Annotated in this window: 16 protein-coding genes and 1 pseudogene; 10 read left to right on the top strand and 7 right to left on the bottom strand. The window is 57.8% G+C overall.

Features of this window, described 5'->3' with window-relative positions; translation table 11 throughout:
* The first annotated feature begins 112 nt into the window (after positions 1-112).
* Positions 113-994 carry an MBL fold metallo-hydrolase gene (locus tag DTW90_RS22760; RefSeq protein WP_149341166.1) on the top strand — a complete coding sequence of 294 codons (882 nt, stop codon included), beginning with the start codon at positions 113-115 and terminating at the stop codon, positions 992-994.
* Between the two features lie 500 nt (positions 995-1,494).
* On the opposite strand, the gene DTW90_RS22755 is transcribed toward DTW90_RS22760, so the two are convergent.
* Positions 1,495-1,695, bottom strand: coding sequence for a hypothetical protein (locus DTW90_RS22755; RefSeq protein ID WP_149341164.1), 201 nt, complete (start codon positions 1,693-1,695; stop codon positions 1,495-1,497).
* A gap of 326 nt (positions 1,696-2,021) precedes the next feature.
* On the opposite strand from DTW90_RS22755, the gene DTW90_RS22750 reads away from it, so the two are divergent.
* Positions 2,022-2,339, top strand: a complete 318-nt coding sequence (locus tag DTW90_RS22750) for a hypothetical protein (protein ID WP_149341163.1) — start codon at positions 2,022-2,024, stop codon at positions 2,337-2,339.
* Between the two features lie 164 nt (positions 2,340-2,503).
* Here the strand turns inward: DTW90_RS22750 and DTW90_RS22745 are convergent, their stop codons facing one another.
* Both DTW90_RS22745 and DTW90_RS22740 read right to left on the bottom strand, forming a co-directional pair.
* Positions 2,504-3,010 carry a DNA N-6-adenine-methyltransferase gene (locus tag DTW90_RS22745; RefSeq protein WP_149341161.1) on the bottom strand — a complete coding sequence of 169 codons (507 nt, stop codon included), beginning with the start codon at positions 3,008-3,010 and terminating at the stop codon, positions 2,504-2,506.
* A 216-nt stretch (positions 3,011-3,226) separates the two neighbouring features.
* Complete coding sequence (locus DTW90_RS22740; RefSeq protein ID WP_246665013.1) at positions 3,227-4,843, bottom strand: RecQ family ATP-dependent DNA helicase; 1,617 nt, start codon at positions 4,841-4,843, stop codon at positions 3,227-3,229.
* 134 nt (positions 4,844-4,977) lie between these two features.
* Between DTW90_RS22740 and DTW90_RS22735 the strand changes: the two genes are divergently transcribed.
* From DTW90_RS22735 to DTW90_RS22710, 6 genes are all read left to right on the top strand, one after another.
* On the top strand, positions 4,978-5,769 hold the full coding sequence (locus DTW90_RS22735) for a DUF429 domain-containing protein (protein ID WP_149341157.1): 792 nt from the start codon (positions 4,978-4,980) through the stop codon (positions 5,767-5,769).
* Between the two features lie 183 nt (positions 5,770-5,952).
* Positions 5,953-6,402 carry a hypothetical protein gene (locus DTW90_RS22730; RefSeq protein WP_149341155.1) on the top strand — a complete coding sequence of 150 codons (450 nt, stop codon included), beginning with the start codon at positions 5,953-5,955 and terminating at the stop codon, positions 6,400-6,402.
* 75 nt (positions 6,403-6,477) lie between these two features.
* Entirely contained in the window at positions 6,478-7,368 is an 891-nt protein-coding gene (locus tag DTW90_RS22725) for an HNH endonuclease (protein ID WP_149341153.1), read from the top strand.
* A 3-nt stretch (positions 7,369-7,371) separates the two neighbouring features.
* Positions 7,372-7,722: a type II toxin-antitoxin system prevent-host-death family antitoxin gene (locus tag DTW90_RS22720; protein WP_149341152.1), complete on the top strand. Its 351-nt coding sequence runs from the start codon at positions 7,372-7,374 to the stop codon at positions 7,720-7,722.
* A complete protein-coding gene (locus DTW90_RS22715; protein WP_149341150.1) occupies positions 7,719-8,342 on the top strand; it encodes a hypothetical protein in 624 nt (207 codons plus the stop codon). The genes DTW90_RS22720 and DTW90_RS22715 overlap by 4 nt, the downstream gene beginning before the upstream one ends.
* 381 nt (positions 8,343-8,723) lie before the next feature.
* Positions 8,724-9,065: a hypothetical protein gene (locus DTW90_RS22710; RefSeq protein ID WP_149341149.1), complete on the top strand. Its 342-nt coding sequence runs from the start codon at positions 8,724-8,726 to the stop codon at positions 9,063-9,065.
* Positions 9,066-9,405: 340 nt separating this feature from the next.
* On the opposite strand, the pseudogene DTW90_RS22705 reads toward DTW90_RS22710, so the two are convergent.
* Positions 9,406-10,392: pseudogene (locus tag DTW90_RS22705) on the bottom strand (IS1595 family transposase); the annotation flags it as partial.
* 444 nt (positions 10,393-10,836) lie between these two features.
* On the opposite strand from DTW90_RS22705, the gene DTW90_RS22695 reads away from it, so the two are divergent.
* The gene (locus DTW90_RS22695) at positions 10,837-11,127 is read left to right on the top strand and encodes a hypothetical protein (protein WP_149341147.1); all 291 of its coding nucleotides are present in this window, start codon (positions 10,837-10,839) and stop codon (positions 11,125-11,127) included.
* 209 nt (positions 11,128-11,336) lie between these two features.
* Here DTW90_RS22695 and dcm read toward each other — a convergent pair whose 3' ends face one another.
* Positions 11,337-13,268: a DNA (cytosine-5-)-methyltransferase gene (gene dcm, locus DTW90_RS22690; protein ID WP_149341145.1), complete on the bottom strand. Its 1,932-nt coding sequence runs from the start codon at positions 13,266-13,268 to the stop codon at positions 11,337-11,339.
* A gap of 756 nt (positions 13,269-14,024) precedes the next feature.
* On the opposite strand from dcm, the gene DTW90_RS22685 reads away from it, so the two are divergent.
* Positions 14,025-14,408 carry a hypothetical protein gene (locus DTW90_RS22685; RefSeq protein WP_149341143.1) on the top strand — a complete coding sequence of 128 codons (384 nt, stop codon included), beginning with the start codon at positions 14,025-14,027 and terminating at the stop codon, positions 14,406-14,408.
* A 16-nt stretch (positions 14,409-14,424) separates the two neighbouring features.
* Here the strand turns inward: DTW90_RS22685 and DTW90_RS37650 are convergent, their stop codons facing one another.
* Positions 14,425-14,661, bottom strand: a complete 237-nt coding sequence (locus DTW90_RS37650; RefSeq protein WP_149341141.1) for a hypothetical protein — start codon at positions 14,659-14,661, stop codon at positions 14,425-14,427.
* Between the two features lie 20 nt (positions 14,662-14,681).
* Positions 14,682-15,050, bottom strand: a complete 369-nt coding sequence (locus DTW90_RS22675) for a hypothetical protein (protein WP_149341139.1) — start codon at positions 15,048-15,050, stop codon at positions 14,682-14,684.
* Positions 15,051-15,153 lie beyond the last annotated feature (103 nt).

Genomic DNA, 15,153 nt, shown 5'->3' with positions numbered 1-15,153 from the left:
ATCTCCATGTACGGAGCGCGCGAGTCTCCGTTTAACAAGAACTCACGAGAAAAAACTCGAATCTTCGTCGAGGAAGTCGCACACTGCGGTGGCGAAGAGAGAGGAATTCACTATGGCATCCCTTAAGAACACTGAACTTCCTCCCGGCGTGTTGGCACACGGATTCCACAAACTCACGCATGGTCGCTTCGAAATTACAGTGCTGAGCGATGGGTACATCACTTTGCCGCCGGACATCCTCATGCCAGACGGCAGCGCTGAAGAGCGGAGAAAGCTGCTTGGGCGACTTGGAGGCAACGGGGAAGGCGCTCCCTTGCAGACAAACATTCCCCTCATTCGGACGGAAGCCGACATCATCCTCGTGGATGTCGGGGCAGGTATGAATTTCCAACCCACCGATGGAAGGCTAATCGATAATCTAATCGCAATTGGACTGGATCCGAATTCTGTCACCAAAGTCGTCCTCACGCACGCTCATCCGGACCATTCGGGCGGGATCACAAACGCCGACGGGTCCCCCGTTTTCCCGAATGCCCATTACTACATTTCCGAAATGGAATGGAGCTTTTGGACGGATCCCGACTTTGAAACGAAGATGCAAGACGGGTTGCACGAATTTGCCCGTGGGGCACAGCGCGACCTCGGTGCGGTCAAGGACAGGCTGACGATGGTGAGGGCGGGAGACGAGATCGTGTCCGGCATGGCGGTCATCGCCACGCGCGGACATACGCCCGGTCACATATCTCTCGAGCTTGTGGGCAACGGCGGGTTGCTCATCGCAGGGGATATCATTCCAAGCAACATAGTCTCGTTTGAAAATCCACGATGGCACTTCGGCTTTGACACCGAGCCCGAGATTGCCCTGGCGAACAGGGCGTCGCTGCTCGACAGGGCAGCGAACGATAGATTGCGAATGCTGGGCTACCATTGGACGTACCCTGGCGTCGGCTACGTTGAGCCAAGAGGCACTGCGTACAAATTCGTGGAAGGATAGTGAACTCCTCAAATCCAGTTCGGAAGCACCTCGGCATGTAATCTTACGGTGTCTCGTTTTGCACGTCTGTGCACTCTGACAGCCGTGCGTCACGGCTGCCCGACCCGTTCATACGTGACCTTGTGATAGTCGCGATGCCGGGCACTCCTTAAGTAACTGATGTTCCGCTCCCACGTTGTCATCGCCGCACTGATCTGTGATCGCCTCACCATGGACGAGCAACGGGCGTTTCTCCATGGAGACTACAGTGGAGGTTCTCACAACCAGGATGCCTGGACGTGAGCTTCATCGGAATTGGCCTGATGAGGTCAAGGCGCAGATCGTGTCGGAGAGTCTTCGGCCCGGGAGTTGAACCCCGACGGACTAGCGAAGGCACGAAAGTTCTTTGCAATCGCGCCTCAGGCTCCAGACGAGCTCCTTGTCGACAACTCGTTCGCAAAAGGCCATCCAGCACGTCGAATAGTGCGAGCTGACAGCTCATCGGCAGCTGCCTGGAGCCTTCAAGCCGCTTTGACGCCAAGTTCGGCCGCGATCTCCGCGGCCTCTAGCCGAGCGGACGTCTTGTAGGGGTAGTGCTTCCAGCACCACCAGTCGTCGCGATCGCCCTTCGTGAACCCGAAGCCAGCCCAGTCTCCGCAGTGGCACTTCCTCGCGATGAGGGTAGGCGCACGCGAAAGAGCCGTCCGTTCGATGTCGCTCATAATTCCCTCCGAAAATCAATGTTCTCTTTTTGTTCTAAAGCAAGCTTATTCTCAATAGAACTCTCGTCCCCCAGGGGCTCCCGCCTTCGTCCACCTATGCTGCACGCGCTCTATGGTAGGCTGCTGGCGCGCCAGGTGGACGCGAAGCGATGTTGGAGTAGCCCGACAGGAGCCCTCCGATCCCGGCCGATCACCCGGCGATATATTTCCCGCGATCAGACGTGAACAGAAGTGAACAGAAGCGGTGCAATGTGGCAGGCGGCTGCCCGAATTGATGCACAGATACATAGGGTGGCTACACACAGTCACTTTCAAGGAAAACTACCATGTCAATGCTTCGTAAGATCGCCGCAACGAGTTTGATCACTCTGTCGCTTGCAGTCACTTCTATCGCAACGATAACACCCGCATTTGCCCAGGGCGGTCACGGTGGAGGTCACGAGGGAGGCGGGCATCGAGGAGGAGCTGCCATGAGCAGCCAGGTGAGCGGAGAGGCAGGCCGCAGCGGCGGGTTTGCTGGTCGAGACCACTTTTCCGGCCGCTTCCACGACGATGAAAACTATCTCTACAACCAATGCCAATCGCAATGGAACCACCACGACAACCGCCTCGGCAATCCCGTCAGGCCGGATGTATGCTCGTGATCAATGAGGCGCAAAGGCCATCTTGGAATGATCGATGAGTGGCGCGAGCCGAAGCCCGCGCTACGAGTTTAGTTTTCTTGAAGGCTATTGCTTTCTTTGGGAGGCACCGTCCGCAGCGTGCTTGACGTACGGCTGCGGACGCGGGCGTCATTCACATTATCGGGCTAGTTCGGGGCGTGTTCGAAAATCACCGCGACAATCCCAAACGGCGGCGAGCTATTGAATTTGGCCGCTTCATTGCCTGGCACGCCGAAGTTGATCCGGCGGGCGTAGAATTCGGTGCGCAGTGGCCCTTTCCCGTCCCTGAAGGGTTCGATGTGATCCTGCCACCACCTTTGCTCCGTCCGGTTTGCGGGCAGGAGCATAACCACCGTCGCTCCCAGACGGTGTTCGCACCAAGCCTTTTCAACCCAAGCGGCAATATTACTGTATGGTGGATTGCACCAGACAGAGTTCGGCGCCCACGGCTGAGCGAGTCCATCCATCGCGATGTCGTAGAACCGCTCGCACTTCGTATTCGCGGAGTTGGCGGCCGCATCAAGGGTGAAATGGAATCTTGCGTCCATGGCGTCGAAAAGCCATTGCGGCGTTATCCGCTCGTCGACGGTATCCTTTGCTCCCCGTTTGGCAGTTTGCTGAGGATGGTTCTCTATCTTGAAGCCGAGCATCATCTGACGGCTCCATTGTTGAACACGATAGGTTTGACTGCAGCGGGGATTGAAACAAAGAGTTCTGCGTATGATTGCATCGTCGGTCTCTTGGTGGGATCGATAAAGTGTCGCCCCGGATTTTCGCCGGCGCAACCGAACCCTATCCGCAACTGGTCTCCAGCCTGCGAGGGAGGCTAGGCTGGGTGCACGCGAAAGCGCGTCCCGAAGTCCCGAGTGCTAGCCACCTGCCTGTTTCGCGAACACCGAAGCCACATGTTGCGGCAAATTCTCAAGTCGTCGATCGACGGCTGCGCACGCGTCGCAGCAATATCGAAACCGCTTCCCTACGGCCTCCTTGCTGAACGCCCAATTCAGTATCTTCATTCCGAGGCTCAGGCGTGGCTTCACCTTCGGACCTTCGAAGTATTCTACGATGCCTCGGCGAAAGCAGTCTTTTGTCGCGAGAAGATCGGTAAGATCCGCGATCTGCGAGTACCGCTGCTTCAACATGGCGCGGGCACTGACTTCGTCCAAACCGGACCCGTTGGCAGTTTTCTCGGCCATGAATCGGAGAAGGCCGACATCCCGTCCTGGACCGCGCCCTCCTTCGGTGAACGTCACCGCAACGGACTGCTTGCCATCGCGGCCAGCGCGCCCGAATTCCTGCAGATAATCCTCAACGGACGCTGGCTGCTGCCAATGAATGACGAGCCGCACATCCGGCACGTCCAGTCCCATGCCAAACGCGTTCGTGCATATGATGTGGTTTACCACCGGGCGGCTCTCACCCTGGAAACGCTTGAGGATTTCCTGACGCTCCCATTCGCTACCCAGCTTGGAATGATAGAACGGGACGTCGAGCCCGTTGTTCTTGAGGTCGGTCTGCAGTTCCTGGCCGATGCGTGCGGTCGGCACGAATACCATGACCTTTCGTCTGGCGAGCACCGGGAGCCGCAACAGCGACGCAATTTCGTGATGCCGCGCTGAAGATGCCGCCTGCCATCGGACCATAGCTATATTCGGCCGATCGACACCTCGAACGAAGACTTCTGCGTCTTCGATCCCTAGCGATGCCAGGATACGCTGCTGCATCGCCTGACCTGCCGTAGCCGTGAAAGCGAGGATCGGCGGGGAGCCGAGCTTCTCCCGGGCCTCCGCAAGGCGACCATACTCCGGTCTGAAATCTCGGCCCCAAGCATCGACGCAGTGGGCTTCGTCCACGACCAGGAATTCGGGTTCGCTTTCTGCCAGCGCCTTCCTCTCCCTTCGGTTTTTCACGAAGAAGCGCTCGGGCGCGAGATACAGGAACTTCACCGCATTCACACCGACCATGTCGTAGCGGATTTCCTTCTCCTCAGCACTGAGACCGCTATTGACGAAGGTCGCCGGGATCTTCTTGCGAAGAAGCCCGGAGACCTGATCCGCCATGAGCGTCTTCAGTGGACTTACCACCATGGTGCAGCCACGGCGAAGCAGGGCAGGGATCTGGAAACACAATGACTTTCCGGATCCGGTCGGGCTGACCACGAGGACGGATTTCCCCGCGAGCGCGGCCAGAACGATCGGAAGCTGCCCGCTCCTGAAATGGGAGACGCCGAACAAGCGCAGGACGGGTCCGAAGTTCATTCCGGCCTCGAGACCCTGCGCATCCCGATCCAGCCACCGAGCCAGGCGCATCGCCCAACGCTCTATCGCGCGCCTTGCCAGTCCTCCTGCCAGGCTGGGATGGTGGGCGGCGTGGCAGCCGTCACACAGGGTCACCAGGTTCGAGAGTTCGTCGGATCCGCCCATCGATCTCGGAAGGAGGTGATGGACGTCGGCGTCGCGCGACTTCAGTTTCGTCGAGCAGGACACGCATTTGAATCCGTCACGCTCCAACACAAGTCGGCGGGTATCTTCCCAGTCTACCAATGAACACGTCTCGGCTTGTTGCTTCAGGTCGCCATTCTGAAAGAAAGTGCCTGCAGAAGTGTAACCAGGAGGATTGCATGAGATCAGTTCTCGGAATCGACGCCGCATGGACCGACCGTGAACCTAGCGGCGTCGCGTTGGTAGCGGACGACGGCGCTGGCTGGCGGCTGATGGAAGTGGCGGCTTCCTATGCAGCCTTCCTGCGGCCTGCGCTCGCCGCGGAACCGGTCCTTCGACACCGGGGTTCGATCCCTGACGCGGTCGCGCTCCTCGACGCTGCGTACACAAGGATCGGCTCACCGGTCGACATCGTCGCCATCGATATGCCCCTGGCGATGGCACCGATCATCGGTCGCAGGACGTCCGACAATCTCATCTCGATAGCGTACGGTGCCAGACACGCGGGAACGCACACGCCAAGTGAGACCCGCCCGGGCAAGCTCAGCGACGAACTCCGGATCGGTTTCCACACCATCGGCTACCCGCTGGCGATATCGCATCCCCGCGGACAGGCTCTGATCGAGGTTTACCCGCACCCTGCGCTCATCGAACTCGCATCGGCCGAGCGAAGGTTGGCATACAAGGTCTCCAAGATCGGAAAATACTGGCCGGAAGTCACGCCTGGCGTCCGGCGGGAGAACCTGCTCGATGTGTGGCGCCAGATCGTATTGCTGCTTGAAACCCGGATCCAAGGCGTTGTGCAAGCGTTACCTTTCCCGCCTGTCACCGCGCGGGGATACGAGCTGAAGGCGTTCGAGGATTGTCTCGATGCCGTCGTTTGTGCCTGGGTAGGAGCTTGTGTTCTCGATGGGCAGGCGAGGCCATTTGGGGACGATACGTCAGCAATCTGGGTGCCAGGAGTTCAGTAGCCGGGGTGAGGGCCTGGCTGTGATCGGATTAGGCTCCGGTTCGTATAACGGCGCATCGGGAACCGATAGCGCCATCGAGGATGACCGCCATGGACTTCGCGCCGCGGTCCAGTAGCAAATCGAGGAATTCGAAAAGGTGCTAGAGTTGGTAGGAGAGCAAGTTCGGTAACCCGTGGCGATTCGATGGCAATTCTCTTCAAGACCCCAATCAGCGAAAATTCAGCATTCAAGTTCATCGAAGAAGCGCTGTCGGGCACCCACCAGTATGACGGCTATCTCAACATCGCCAGCGACGCGGGAGAGAAGGCGCTGTCCTGGGGCCCAGCAATGCATGCCGAGGAGTTCAAGGCCGAGATAAGTGAGATATTGAGGCAGACTTGGGATGCAGCCCGCTTCTGGGTCGTCTACGAGCGTCGCGACGATCGGAGAGATCCGGAGACCACCGACATTAGAAATGCGGCCTTTCGCCTGACACGCGGTTACGCCGGGGTGATTGTCGTCACGCTCAGTCTTCTCGGGAAGCGCGACAGCGCCAACGACCTTGAACTCGTCTTCGTTTGCTTCGAACAGGATTTTCACAGACGGAATTTTCGGGTGCGCTATGAAGGAAAGGCGATCTCCGACGACAGCTGAGATCGCGCGGAAGCATGTTGATCATCCACGCGGGCCGCTTTAGGTTCCACTTAAAGGCGAGGGCAGGGGTTTCTCTTGAAAGGCATTTTCGATACCAAGCGGGACTCTGGTTACAAGGATGATGTCGCGTTCAGGTACCTTTTTCCGAAGCAGTATCGCCGGACTGCAGAGACATTGGTCAGCGACTGGATCGTCTATCGCGAGCCACAGCGAAACGGTGGTCGCAGGGCTTATGTGGCGACCGCGAAGGTCGTGGCCATCGAAGATGATCCTAAAAAGCCCGGGCACGCGTATGCCGTCATGGCCGAGTATCAGGAGTTCCATGAACCCGTACCCTTCGTCCGTCATGGGCGCTACTGGGAGACGCCCCTGCTGTCGGTAGCAGATCCGACGCGCGTTGGGGCGTTCCTCCAGGGCAAATCAATTCGTGTCATTCCCGAGACCGATTTCGCGGCCATCGCACGAGCAGGGCTTTCCGAGACGCTAGCGGCCGATAACGCCATCCGTCTGGAACTTGATCCGAAGCATGTCGACGGCCCCACTCAGGAGCTTCTCGATCTCCCGCTCATCGAGCAGGAGCGCCGTATCGAGCAGATTCTAATGAACCGGAAGATCCGGGAAGCCAGCTTTCGACGCAAGGTCGGTGACGCCTACGACAGTCGCTGCGCGATTACAGGGCTTCGTATAGGGAATGGCGGGGGTAGGTCCGAAGCCCAGGCCGCCCACATATGGTCGGTAGCAGACGGCGGTCCGGACGTCGCCCAAAACGGTATCGCGCTATCGGCCACCGTGCATTGGCTCTTCGACAGACATCTGATTTCGCTGACCGGTGACTACCGTATTCTTGCGGAATCGGGCAGCAACTGCCACCGCGTCTTTCGATCGGAAAAACCTGATATAGTCTCAAGGTTGCGCAAACTCGCGCCATGGCATAAAATACATACAATATGTTTTTTGGAGGCGTGAGCCATGCGGACATTCACATCGATCGATCTCCAGAGGCAGACTGGCGACGTTCAGCGGGCGGCGTCGCAGGAAGGGGTCGTGATCACGTCTCACGGAAAGCCGCGTAACGTAATTCTGTCGGTCGAGGAATTTTGTCGGCTGAAGCGCATGGCACGAGAGGCAGTTCCCTCCGATCTCCTTCCGCGAAGAAGCGTGGTCGTGCGTCATGTTCCGGATCCGCTTGGGTACGATGTGAGAGACTTCGAACGTGTCTTGGACCAGATGTCGGATGACGCAGTCAACGGCATTAACGACGATGCTGTCGATGTGGAACTGGAGAGGGTCAGGAACATGTTCAGGAGGAATGGTCGATGATTGACAAACCTGAACCCGAAGACGCGAGAACACCCCGCTTCCTCATCATGGACAACACTCCACTATCCCTTCTTGGTACGATTGAAGCGCTGGACTGGCTCTTTGAACCGGGATGCGATGTGATGATAACCGATATGGTGATTGCCGAGGCCATTCGCGAACCAGGCGAAAGCCGCGATCAGAGACGGAACGCTCGGGCGTACGTGGCTGGATGGCTGAAAAGCAACCGGGAGAGGATCACGGTTCTCGCGACAGTCGAAGGACAGCGGTACGAGCGCGAAATGCGGCTCTGGGAAAGGGCTGGAAAGCCGGATGACCTACGTCCCGACTGGAGCGACCGTGGCGAACGAAGTGTCTTTTCCGCCGTCCAAGATCTCAAAGCCGCATTGGCGCAAACCGAGGAGATCGTCGTGATCATGGATGATCGTGACGGCCGCGACGCTGTGAGAGCGGTTCGAGCCGATATCGCACTGATGGGCACAAGAACGTTCATCCGTTGGATGGCAGAAGACTTTGGCATTGAGTCAGCAGCGACAGCCTGGCAGGTCATACGCATGGCAACGGCGGACACCGCCGACGAGGGCGAGGAAGAGGATCCTGTTTATATAAGACGGCAATAATTTTCAAGGCTTATCCCGTTCGCTCAGGTTAGCACCAGTAATAGCGCAATAGGCGATTTTCAGGTTTAGCAGAAAATTTATGGAGCCGCCCACGTTCTTGCGGCGAGGGAGCAGCGGGACCAGTGGCTTCGAAGTGCACAGATTCGACGGGAGAAGGCTCGTCAAACCATCACACGGAGAGGCCTGATCCACAGATGTTTTTCGTCCGCTCCAATGGGGTTGAGGTGGCAACTGCCACCAAATTGCATCGGGCGTCTGGGAGGACCGCATCGACCTCGGTCAATCCCACATTCCAAATATATGAGGAGCACAGTCACACCCGTTGCTTGTGGGCCGAAAGCGCGTCACCATTATCAATGGAATCATAATTGAGAGGAACAGATGACCCGCGCTGATGCCGTTCAATTACTGGCTGGAAAAGGTTTCACCGTCAAAGAACGTTCCTGGTCGTTTCAGGAGAGCATATGTGTCTTTGGTTCTCCGCAAACTTCCGATGAAATTGAAATTTATCATCAGATGGCTACCCTCTATCCGACGGGGGATGAGAAATGGGTCGTGGCTGGTTCTTGGGCACCAAACAAAGAAACTGATTTTCGTTCCCTGACGGATGCAGTGGCATACATTCTGGAGAGTATGTCACCACCAACTGCCGACGATCATGAGCGGGGTGGTGCAGCCTTCAGCGGCAACGTGCAGCCGTCAATCAAACCGTTACTTCCGTAATGTTTCCACCTGCTGGCTTACGTCGACTTCCGGTCAACTTTGAGCCGATTGGAATGTGGCCGAGGTAACCCATTTCGATATCCTCTGGCGCGAGGCTCGGCGGGTGGACGTATCGCCTTGTGTTCCGCTCCTCGCCTTTGCGTCTGGGAGGGAGCGCGGAACGCCATGGTTTCCGACGTAAGTAGCGGTGCCTTTTCTCTTCCCGCTTCACCGCATCGAGTGCGTCGAAGATGTCGCAGCGATGATCGTAGGCATATTCGATGGCTCGCTCGATCCGATCTGGGCGAACCATCGCCAGGATTTGTTCCGCATGCTCATACTTCCATGCCCGCGTGTCGCCGACGACGTCGCGCCAGGTGGTTCGGCCGATCCGCTGGCCAATGCCAAGGATCGTGTCGACGTTGGTCTGAAAGTGCCGCCTGCGGTTCCAACGGAAAACGAATTCGTTGGCGTAGACGTCTATGTGCTTGTCGCGAACCCCGTGGTACGTCCCGTAGGCCCATCGTTTGAAGTTCGAGAAGAGGCGATGAACCCAGGGAAGGACTTCGTGGGCGAGAGGAGCGTCGACCGCGCTTAGGTTCACCGCCTGGTGTCCGCGATCCGGCAGCCGCCTATACGCGGTGTTCCCGTCGGTCAGGAGGATGCTGCCGACAGCGGTGTTGTCCCGGATGAAGGCATGGAGGCTTTCGCGGTCGACGTTGATGATCCGCTGCAGACGACATCGAACAGGGTATTTCCCATCTCGCACCTCGACCGCACCGATCATGAAAATTTTCCCGATAGGGCTTCGCCCTTGGCCCCCACCCTCCGGATCGCTCTTGCGACGGAAGGGTACGCTCGTCTCGTCGATCTCGATGACGCCCGTGAGCGGCGTCCGCTCTGGCGCTACCATGGCTCGGCGGAGCTTCTGGAGGAGAAGCCAAGCTGTCTTGTAGCTGCCGAGCGCAAGCTTCGGCTGGAGCTGGAGGGCGGACATGCCATTCGAGTGCGTCGCTAAGAGATAAGCGGCGAGGAACCAGACCCGCAGTGGAAGGTGCGTGCCGTGCATAACCGTTCCGGCGATCACCGATGTCTGGTGAGAGCATCCCGTTGGCGTTCGACTTCCGTCGCTGTCGAGGGCGACCCCCTGGCATTCCCAGACCCAAGGTCGCGCTTCGAGCCGCCAGGCGCGATTGCCTCCGCATCGAGGGCATTTGAACCCGAACTTCCAACGCTTCGCGGACAGATAATCGGCGCATGCATAATCGTCTGGGAAGTCCGCCGTGAAGCGCTCCAGCGAAGGCGGCCTATCGTTGGCCCAGCGTGTCGGAAACAGGCTCTCGCTCATCCTCCCCATTTATCGGAGGAGGGAAGATGTGTCATTCTGAAACACTAAATGTAGTTAACACCTGTGCGAACGGGATAAGCCTTTAATTTTCCTTGCCCTAACCTCAAGGCTGTGTGGTGGCAGTTGCCGCCTAATTCTGTATTCTTGTGTCGCACAACAAGGTGCCGTCGGAGCTGCGAACGCTGTTTGCGAAGCAGATGGATCGCATTCATTTGCCTGAGGATGCCCGGATGTGGCCGCATCCGGATTATGTGGCGCGCCATCGCGAGCGGTTCAGTTCGTTGTGACGGGCCTTTTCAGGCGGCTGTGGACCTGCATTCTGAACGCTGGAGGCCATGCTCGCTTCGTCAACTTGAGATAAGGGGCAATTTTGTTAGTATGGCACTCAGGTTTGTTCCGGTGCCAGCCCCGAGCGCTGCGGGGCTTCTCATTTCGGGTGGCAGTATGAATGACGAGCAGACGATTGCTGCAACAGAGATGCGCGAACTGATGTCGCTTCTTAACAAGGCAATCAGACGGGCGACAGTCCTCGGTCTGCGCGTTAACGCTACAGTTGAAGAGACGCATGCGCCGAGTGTCTCTGTCCTCACACCGCAGTTTGATCTTTCGATGAGTTCCGATACACCGCCGACACTTGGCGAAGCACTGGCAAAGGCGGGGTTCAAGCCATATGACCGGAGTCGCGTTTTGCTCCGCGATCGGCGTAGTCGGGAGCCGTTGAAGCGTCGCGATTAGCGATCTCGTCTCCACATGCGATGCGCGTTCAGGACCCCTGCAGGGGGCAGCCCCCGGGGTTTGTGACGATGACGATCATCGTGGTGTCTCGGTTTCTTCCGTAGTTCGGCCAGGTCGAACGAGCACGGAGAACTTAGGCGATCAGGATTTTCGGATGGCCGCCTCCCATGGAGAGAGCGCGCGATCGGCTCAACTGCTGAGCCACGACATCAACTCGCGTGAAGTGCCAGCATTTCGGCTTTCTTGCCAAGCGAAATTTTTTCCGGCACGAGCGGGGGCGCCGGAATCCCAACCCGAGTTGTGGCAGGCCAAAGCATGGCCTCCCAGTCCCATGTCACGTCTTTCATTGCTGAGAACAATGCCAAGCCCACCGCTTGAGCCAATCGACGCGGGACTGCGTTTCCAATCTGAGTTGCTGTGGCTTCCTTTCCACCGCAGAATTCCCAGTTGTCCGGAAAATCTTGGAGGCGAGCACACATCCTTGGGGTGAGAGCAGGGCGGAACCCTTTCAGCGTCCCCTGCGTGAACGTCGGGGCCTCGTCTCGCAGGCTAGCGATGTCGACGCCTTTTCCAGCCCATCTTGCTGTTTCGTTCGGTCTGCGCTTGCCTCGGCTTGTCACCATTGCGGACGCAAGCACACCTCGCGCTATGACATTGCCCTTTGGATCGAAGACCGGTTGCTCTCGCCGCTCGCGCGCCCATTCATGCGCGCCTTGCCATCCGTTTGCGGCCATCAGATCGACGAGCGCGTCTCCGAGGTTGGACCTGCGCTCCGGGAAGGTTGGTGGCATGCGGAACGCGCCCGCAAGCTCCCTTCGGACGCCGATGATGAGCACTCGGGCGCGCTCTTGGGCTATGCCGTAATGTTCGGCACTTATCCGATGGATATCGACTGTGTATCCTGCCTTTCGGAAGCCGCGAAGAATAGCGGCCACATGGTCGGCATGCCGCTCCTGAAGCAAACCTTCGACGTTCTCAAAGACAAAAGCTCGCGGTTTGACTTCGTTTACGACCCGAACGCACTCGGGCAGAAGATCTCTCGGATCGTCCTTTCCCCGTCCATGTCCGTCGGCGGAATATGGCTGGCAGGGCGGTCCGCCCGAGAGAAGATCGATACCAATCTTCCGGTAAGGCCGGAAATCGATATTTCGGATGTCTTCTTCCAGAACATTCCAGTCTGCTCTGTTCTTCCTCAGCGTGGCAGCCGCCTTTTTGTCGTTCTCGATCAGAGCTACTTGTTCGAAACCAGCGCTTTCCAGTCCGAGTGCCATGCCACCAGCCCCAGCACAAATTTCGAGAACCTTTAGGCGGTGGTGTTCCGGCGGAAGTTGACGCACATCGAACCTGTCGTCCTTGTACTCGCCAAGTGCTTTTCCGCTTAGGTGGAACAAGGGAAGCAAGCCCGGGTGGCGCTGACGCACGCGCTGTCGGCCCAACTTTTCATCGATGAGCGTACCCTGGTTCAGATGGACAAGTGTACGGTGAGCCGTTGCGAGGTCATGGCGCCACGACCCAGCCTTCATCTTCGTGGGGTCGCGATGCTCTTGGCCGAACAGGGATTCAAATTCTTTCAGCAAGCGCCCGGCTTTCACGCGGATGTCGCTCGACGCAAATCGTTCGGTCCGGTGTTCGTCGACGATTCCTTCGAGGAACGATTGCAGACTGCATTTGAAGTGCTCTCCGGCCTCGGCGCCCCTTTTTCGCGCTGCAGCGGTGACAAGCTTGGCATTCCGCCTTGCCAGAAGTTGGGAGGGCGTAAGCTGAGCGTCCCTTAGCCGCTTCCGGATTACCGAAATCTCCCTGACGTCGATCCTGGCGCCGATCGCCATGCGCTCAAGAACCTCGTTACGGGTAGCTTCGTTTGCAGCGACGAGCGCCTTCATTACCGGGAAGGACACGCGGGCATCATCCAGGAGATGCTCGCTGCCTTTCAGCGTCGTCTTGAACGCGACGTAGGTGGCGAGCTCTGAAGAGGGCACATTGCAAGTGACGCGAAGGAATTCCCGCGCTTCCTCTTCGGTTGCGATCTCGGTGAGCTTCTCCACTTCGACGGCGATCTGGAGAATACGCTTGGTCATCTGGGATTGAAGCGCGAGTATTCGCTTCTTTGCTGCCGCAAGTGCTTCCGCCTTCGAGTTCATTCCGCCCACGCAAACAATAGGTGTAGTCCGGTGTCCCATATCGGATCAGGCTTTAAAGGCGAGGATGTGGTTTCGTTATAATGCCAGCTATCTGCGAATTCGTTTCGAGAAAGGTGCGGGCGCACCGCATCATTGAGCAACGCCACCCGTCCTTCCCGCTATTCACCGAGACGAGGGCCTTCGTGGAAACTGCGCTGGCGAGCGAGGCGCTCAAAGCGCTCGCGACAGATATGCGATGACTTCGTCGGCGCGCTGGCTGAGGTGCTGGCCGACGCCGCCGCGCTGCTCGCTCGACCTGGAGCTTTGCCTTCACCCGGGCGCACGCTCTGCTGAGCGAAACAGGCGATGTCGAGGCGGCGAAGCTTAGGTTCCCGGCACTGATTGACCGCGGGACCATCGGCGCTCGCTGGTACATCCTACGTCTGAATAAGGCGATGTAGAGGATGATACAACTCGCTGAAAAGAGACCGGCGAGGTCCGCACTCGGCATCTATCCGGCGTGCGGAAAAAGAAACCAAAAGGATGCGCTTTCGAGTTGTGCTGTTCAATTAAGATGTCCGCGCTGAGGCAATTGTTTTTCGCGCGCGTCAGCCGAAAAACTTGTTCTTCATTCTCGGCGTCGGAGAATACCTCGCTTCGCTCAGGTAACGCATGCCTACTGGCACTTGCCTTTACCTCGAAGGTCTACCACATTGAAACCTCAACTTCGGGGCGAGTTATGCGATTATCAGATCGCCCCAATGCAGCAGGCAATGCATGAGCCTTCCATACGATCCTCAAAACAAGTCCATGGCTGTCTACGCTTTGGCCGTGTCAGGGTTCGCAATGTGGGTGGTGGGCACCATCGCCAACGGCATCGCGGGCCTGAGCATCGAGAACAAGCAAGCTGAATGCGCCAATAGCTGGACTTCAACCACCTTGATCTGGCTGGCGGTCGGTTTTGTTTCACTGGCGATCCATATGGGCATTGGCTACCTGTACTTCAGGTCGAACGGCGAGGGGCCATATGGTCCACTCCCAAAGCCCCGGAGCAGAAAGAAGCCTGAGCGCAAGCGCCTTGTGCCGTACGTCAGCAACCTGTCAATGTTCGCAGTGGTGATCTTCCCCGCGATGTTCATCCTTATGCACTTCAACTGCTGATCGAAGGCAGGAGCGTCTACCGCTCAAAGCTCGGCACCCAGCCCCGCGTCAAGCCCTTGCTCATTGCCGCCTGTGTGAGGGCGAGCTGATATCTCAAGTGCTGGGTATCTTCGAGGAGTGCCTTGATGGCGGCCATGGGGTCCCCATCGTGGTACGCTGGCACGATGCTTGCCAACTCGGAGGCGGAGAGTTCTGGCTCTGCGCTACCAGTGGTGGCCTGTTCAATCGCTGGGGTGTTTGAGCTGGTGGTCATCGGTTTGTTTTTTCCTCTGATCACCACATGATCCCGACTGCTTCCATGGCAGCCACGGCGCTGCGCAAGGTGGCGTCCATGTCTTCGCCTACGGGAACCCAAACGGCATCAAAGGCTGCGTCTTCTTCTTCGGTAGGGCCATGTGCCCATACACAACATGCTTCTCCCTGAAGACGATCAATGGCGATATCCAGGCTGCCTATAGGGTCTCCATAGCGGGCAAATACCGGCGCTGAATGGAACTCTATGTCAAACCTGCCCGCCACCTCTCGGAGCAACTTCATGTGCAGCTCGTTGGGCTCGGCTTCATGCACTGGCGTCCAGTAGGGATACAGGCCGTTGTCTTCTTCTTCAGGCGCATCCGTGTTGGTGATTTCTTCCTGTGCCATGGTGATGAAACTCCTTGTGCCTCGCCTCGTCTGTTCTCATTATGTTCTCATTTAGCGAGGAGTCAATGATCGCCAGCCATAGAGCCATCCCCGTCGCTGGTAC

Origin of the sequence: Neorhizobium sp. P12A, assembly GCF_008365395.1 — a bacterium.
Classification (GTDB): domain Bacteria; phylum Pseudomonadota; class Alphaproteobacteria; order Rhizobiales; family Rhizobiaceae; genus Rhizobium.
The sequence above is the reverse complement of the archived record's forward strand: the minus strand, read 5'-3'. Positions and strand labels throughout refer to the sequence as shown.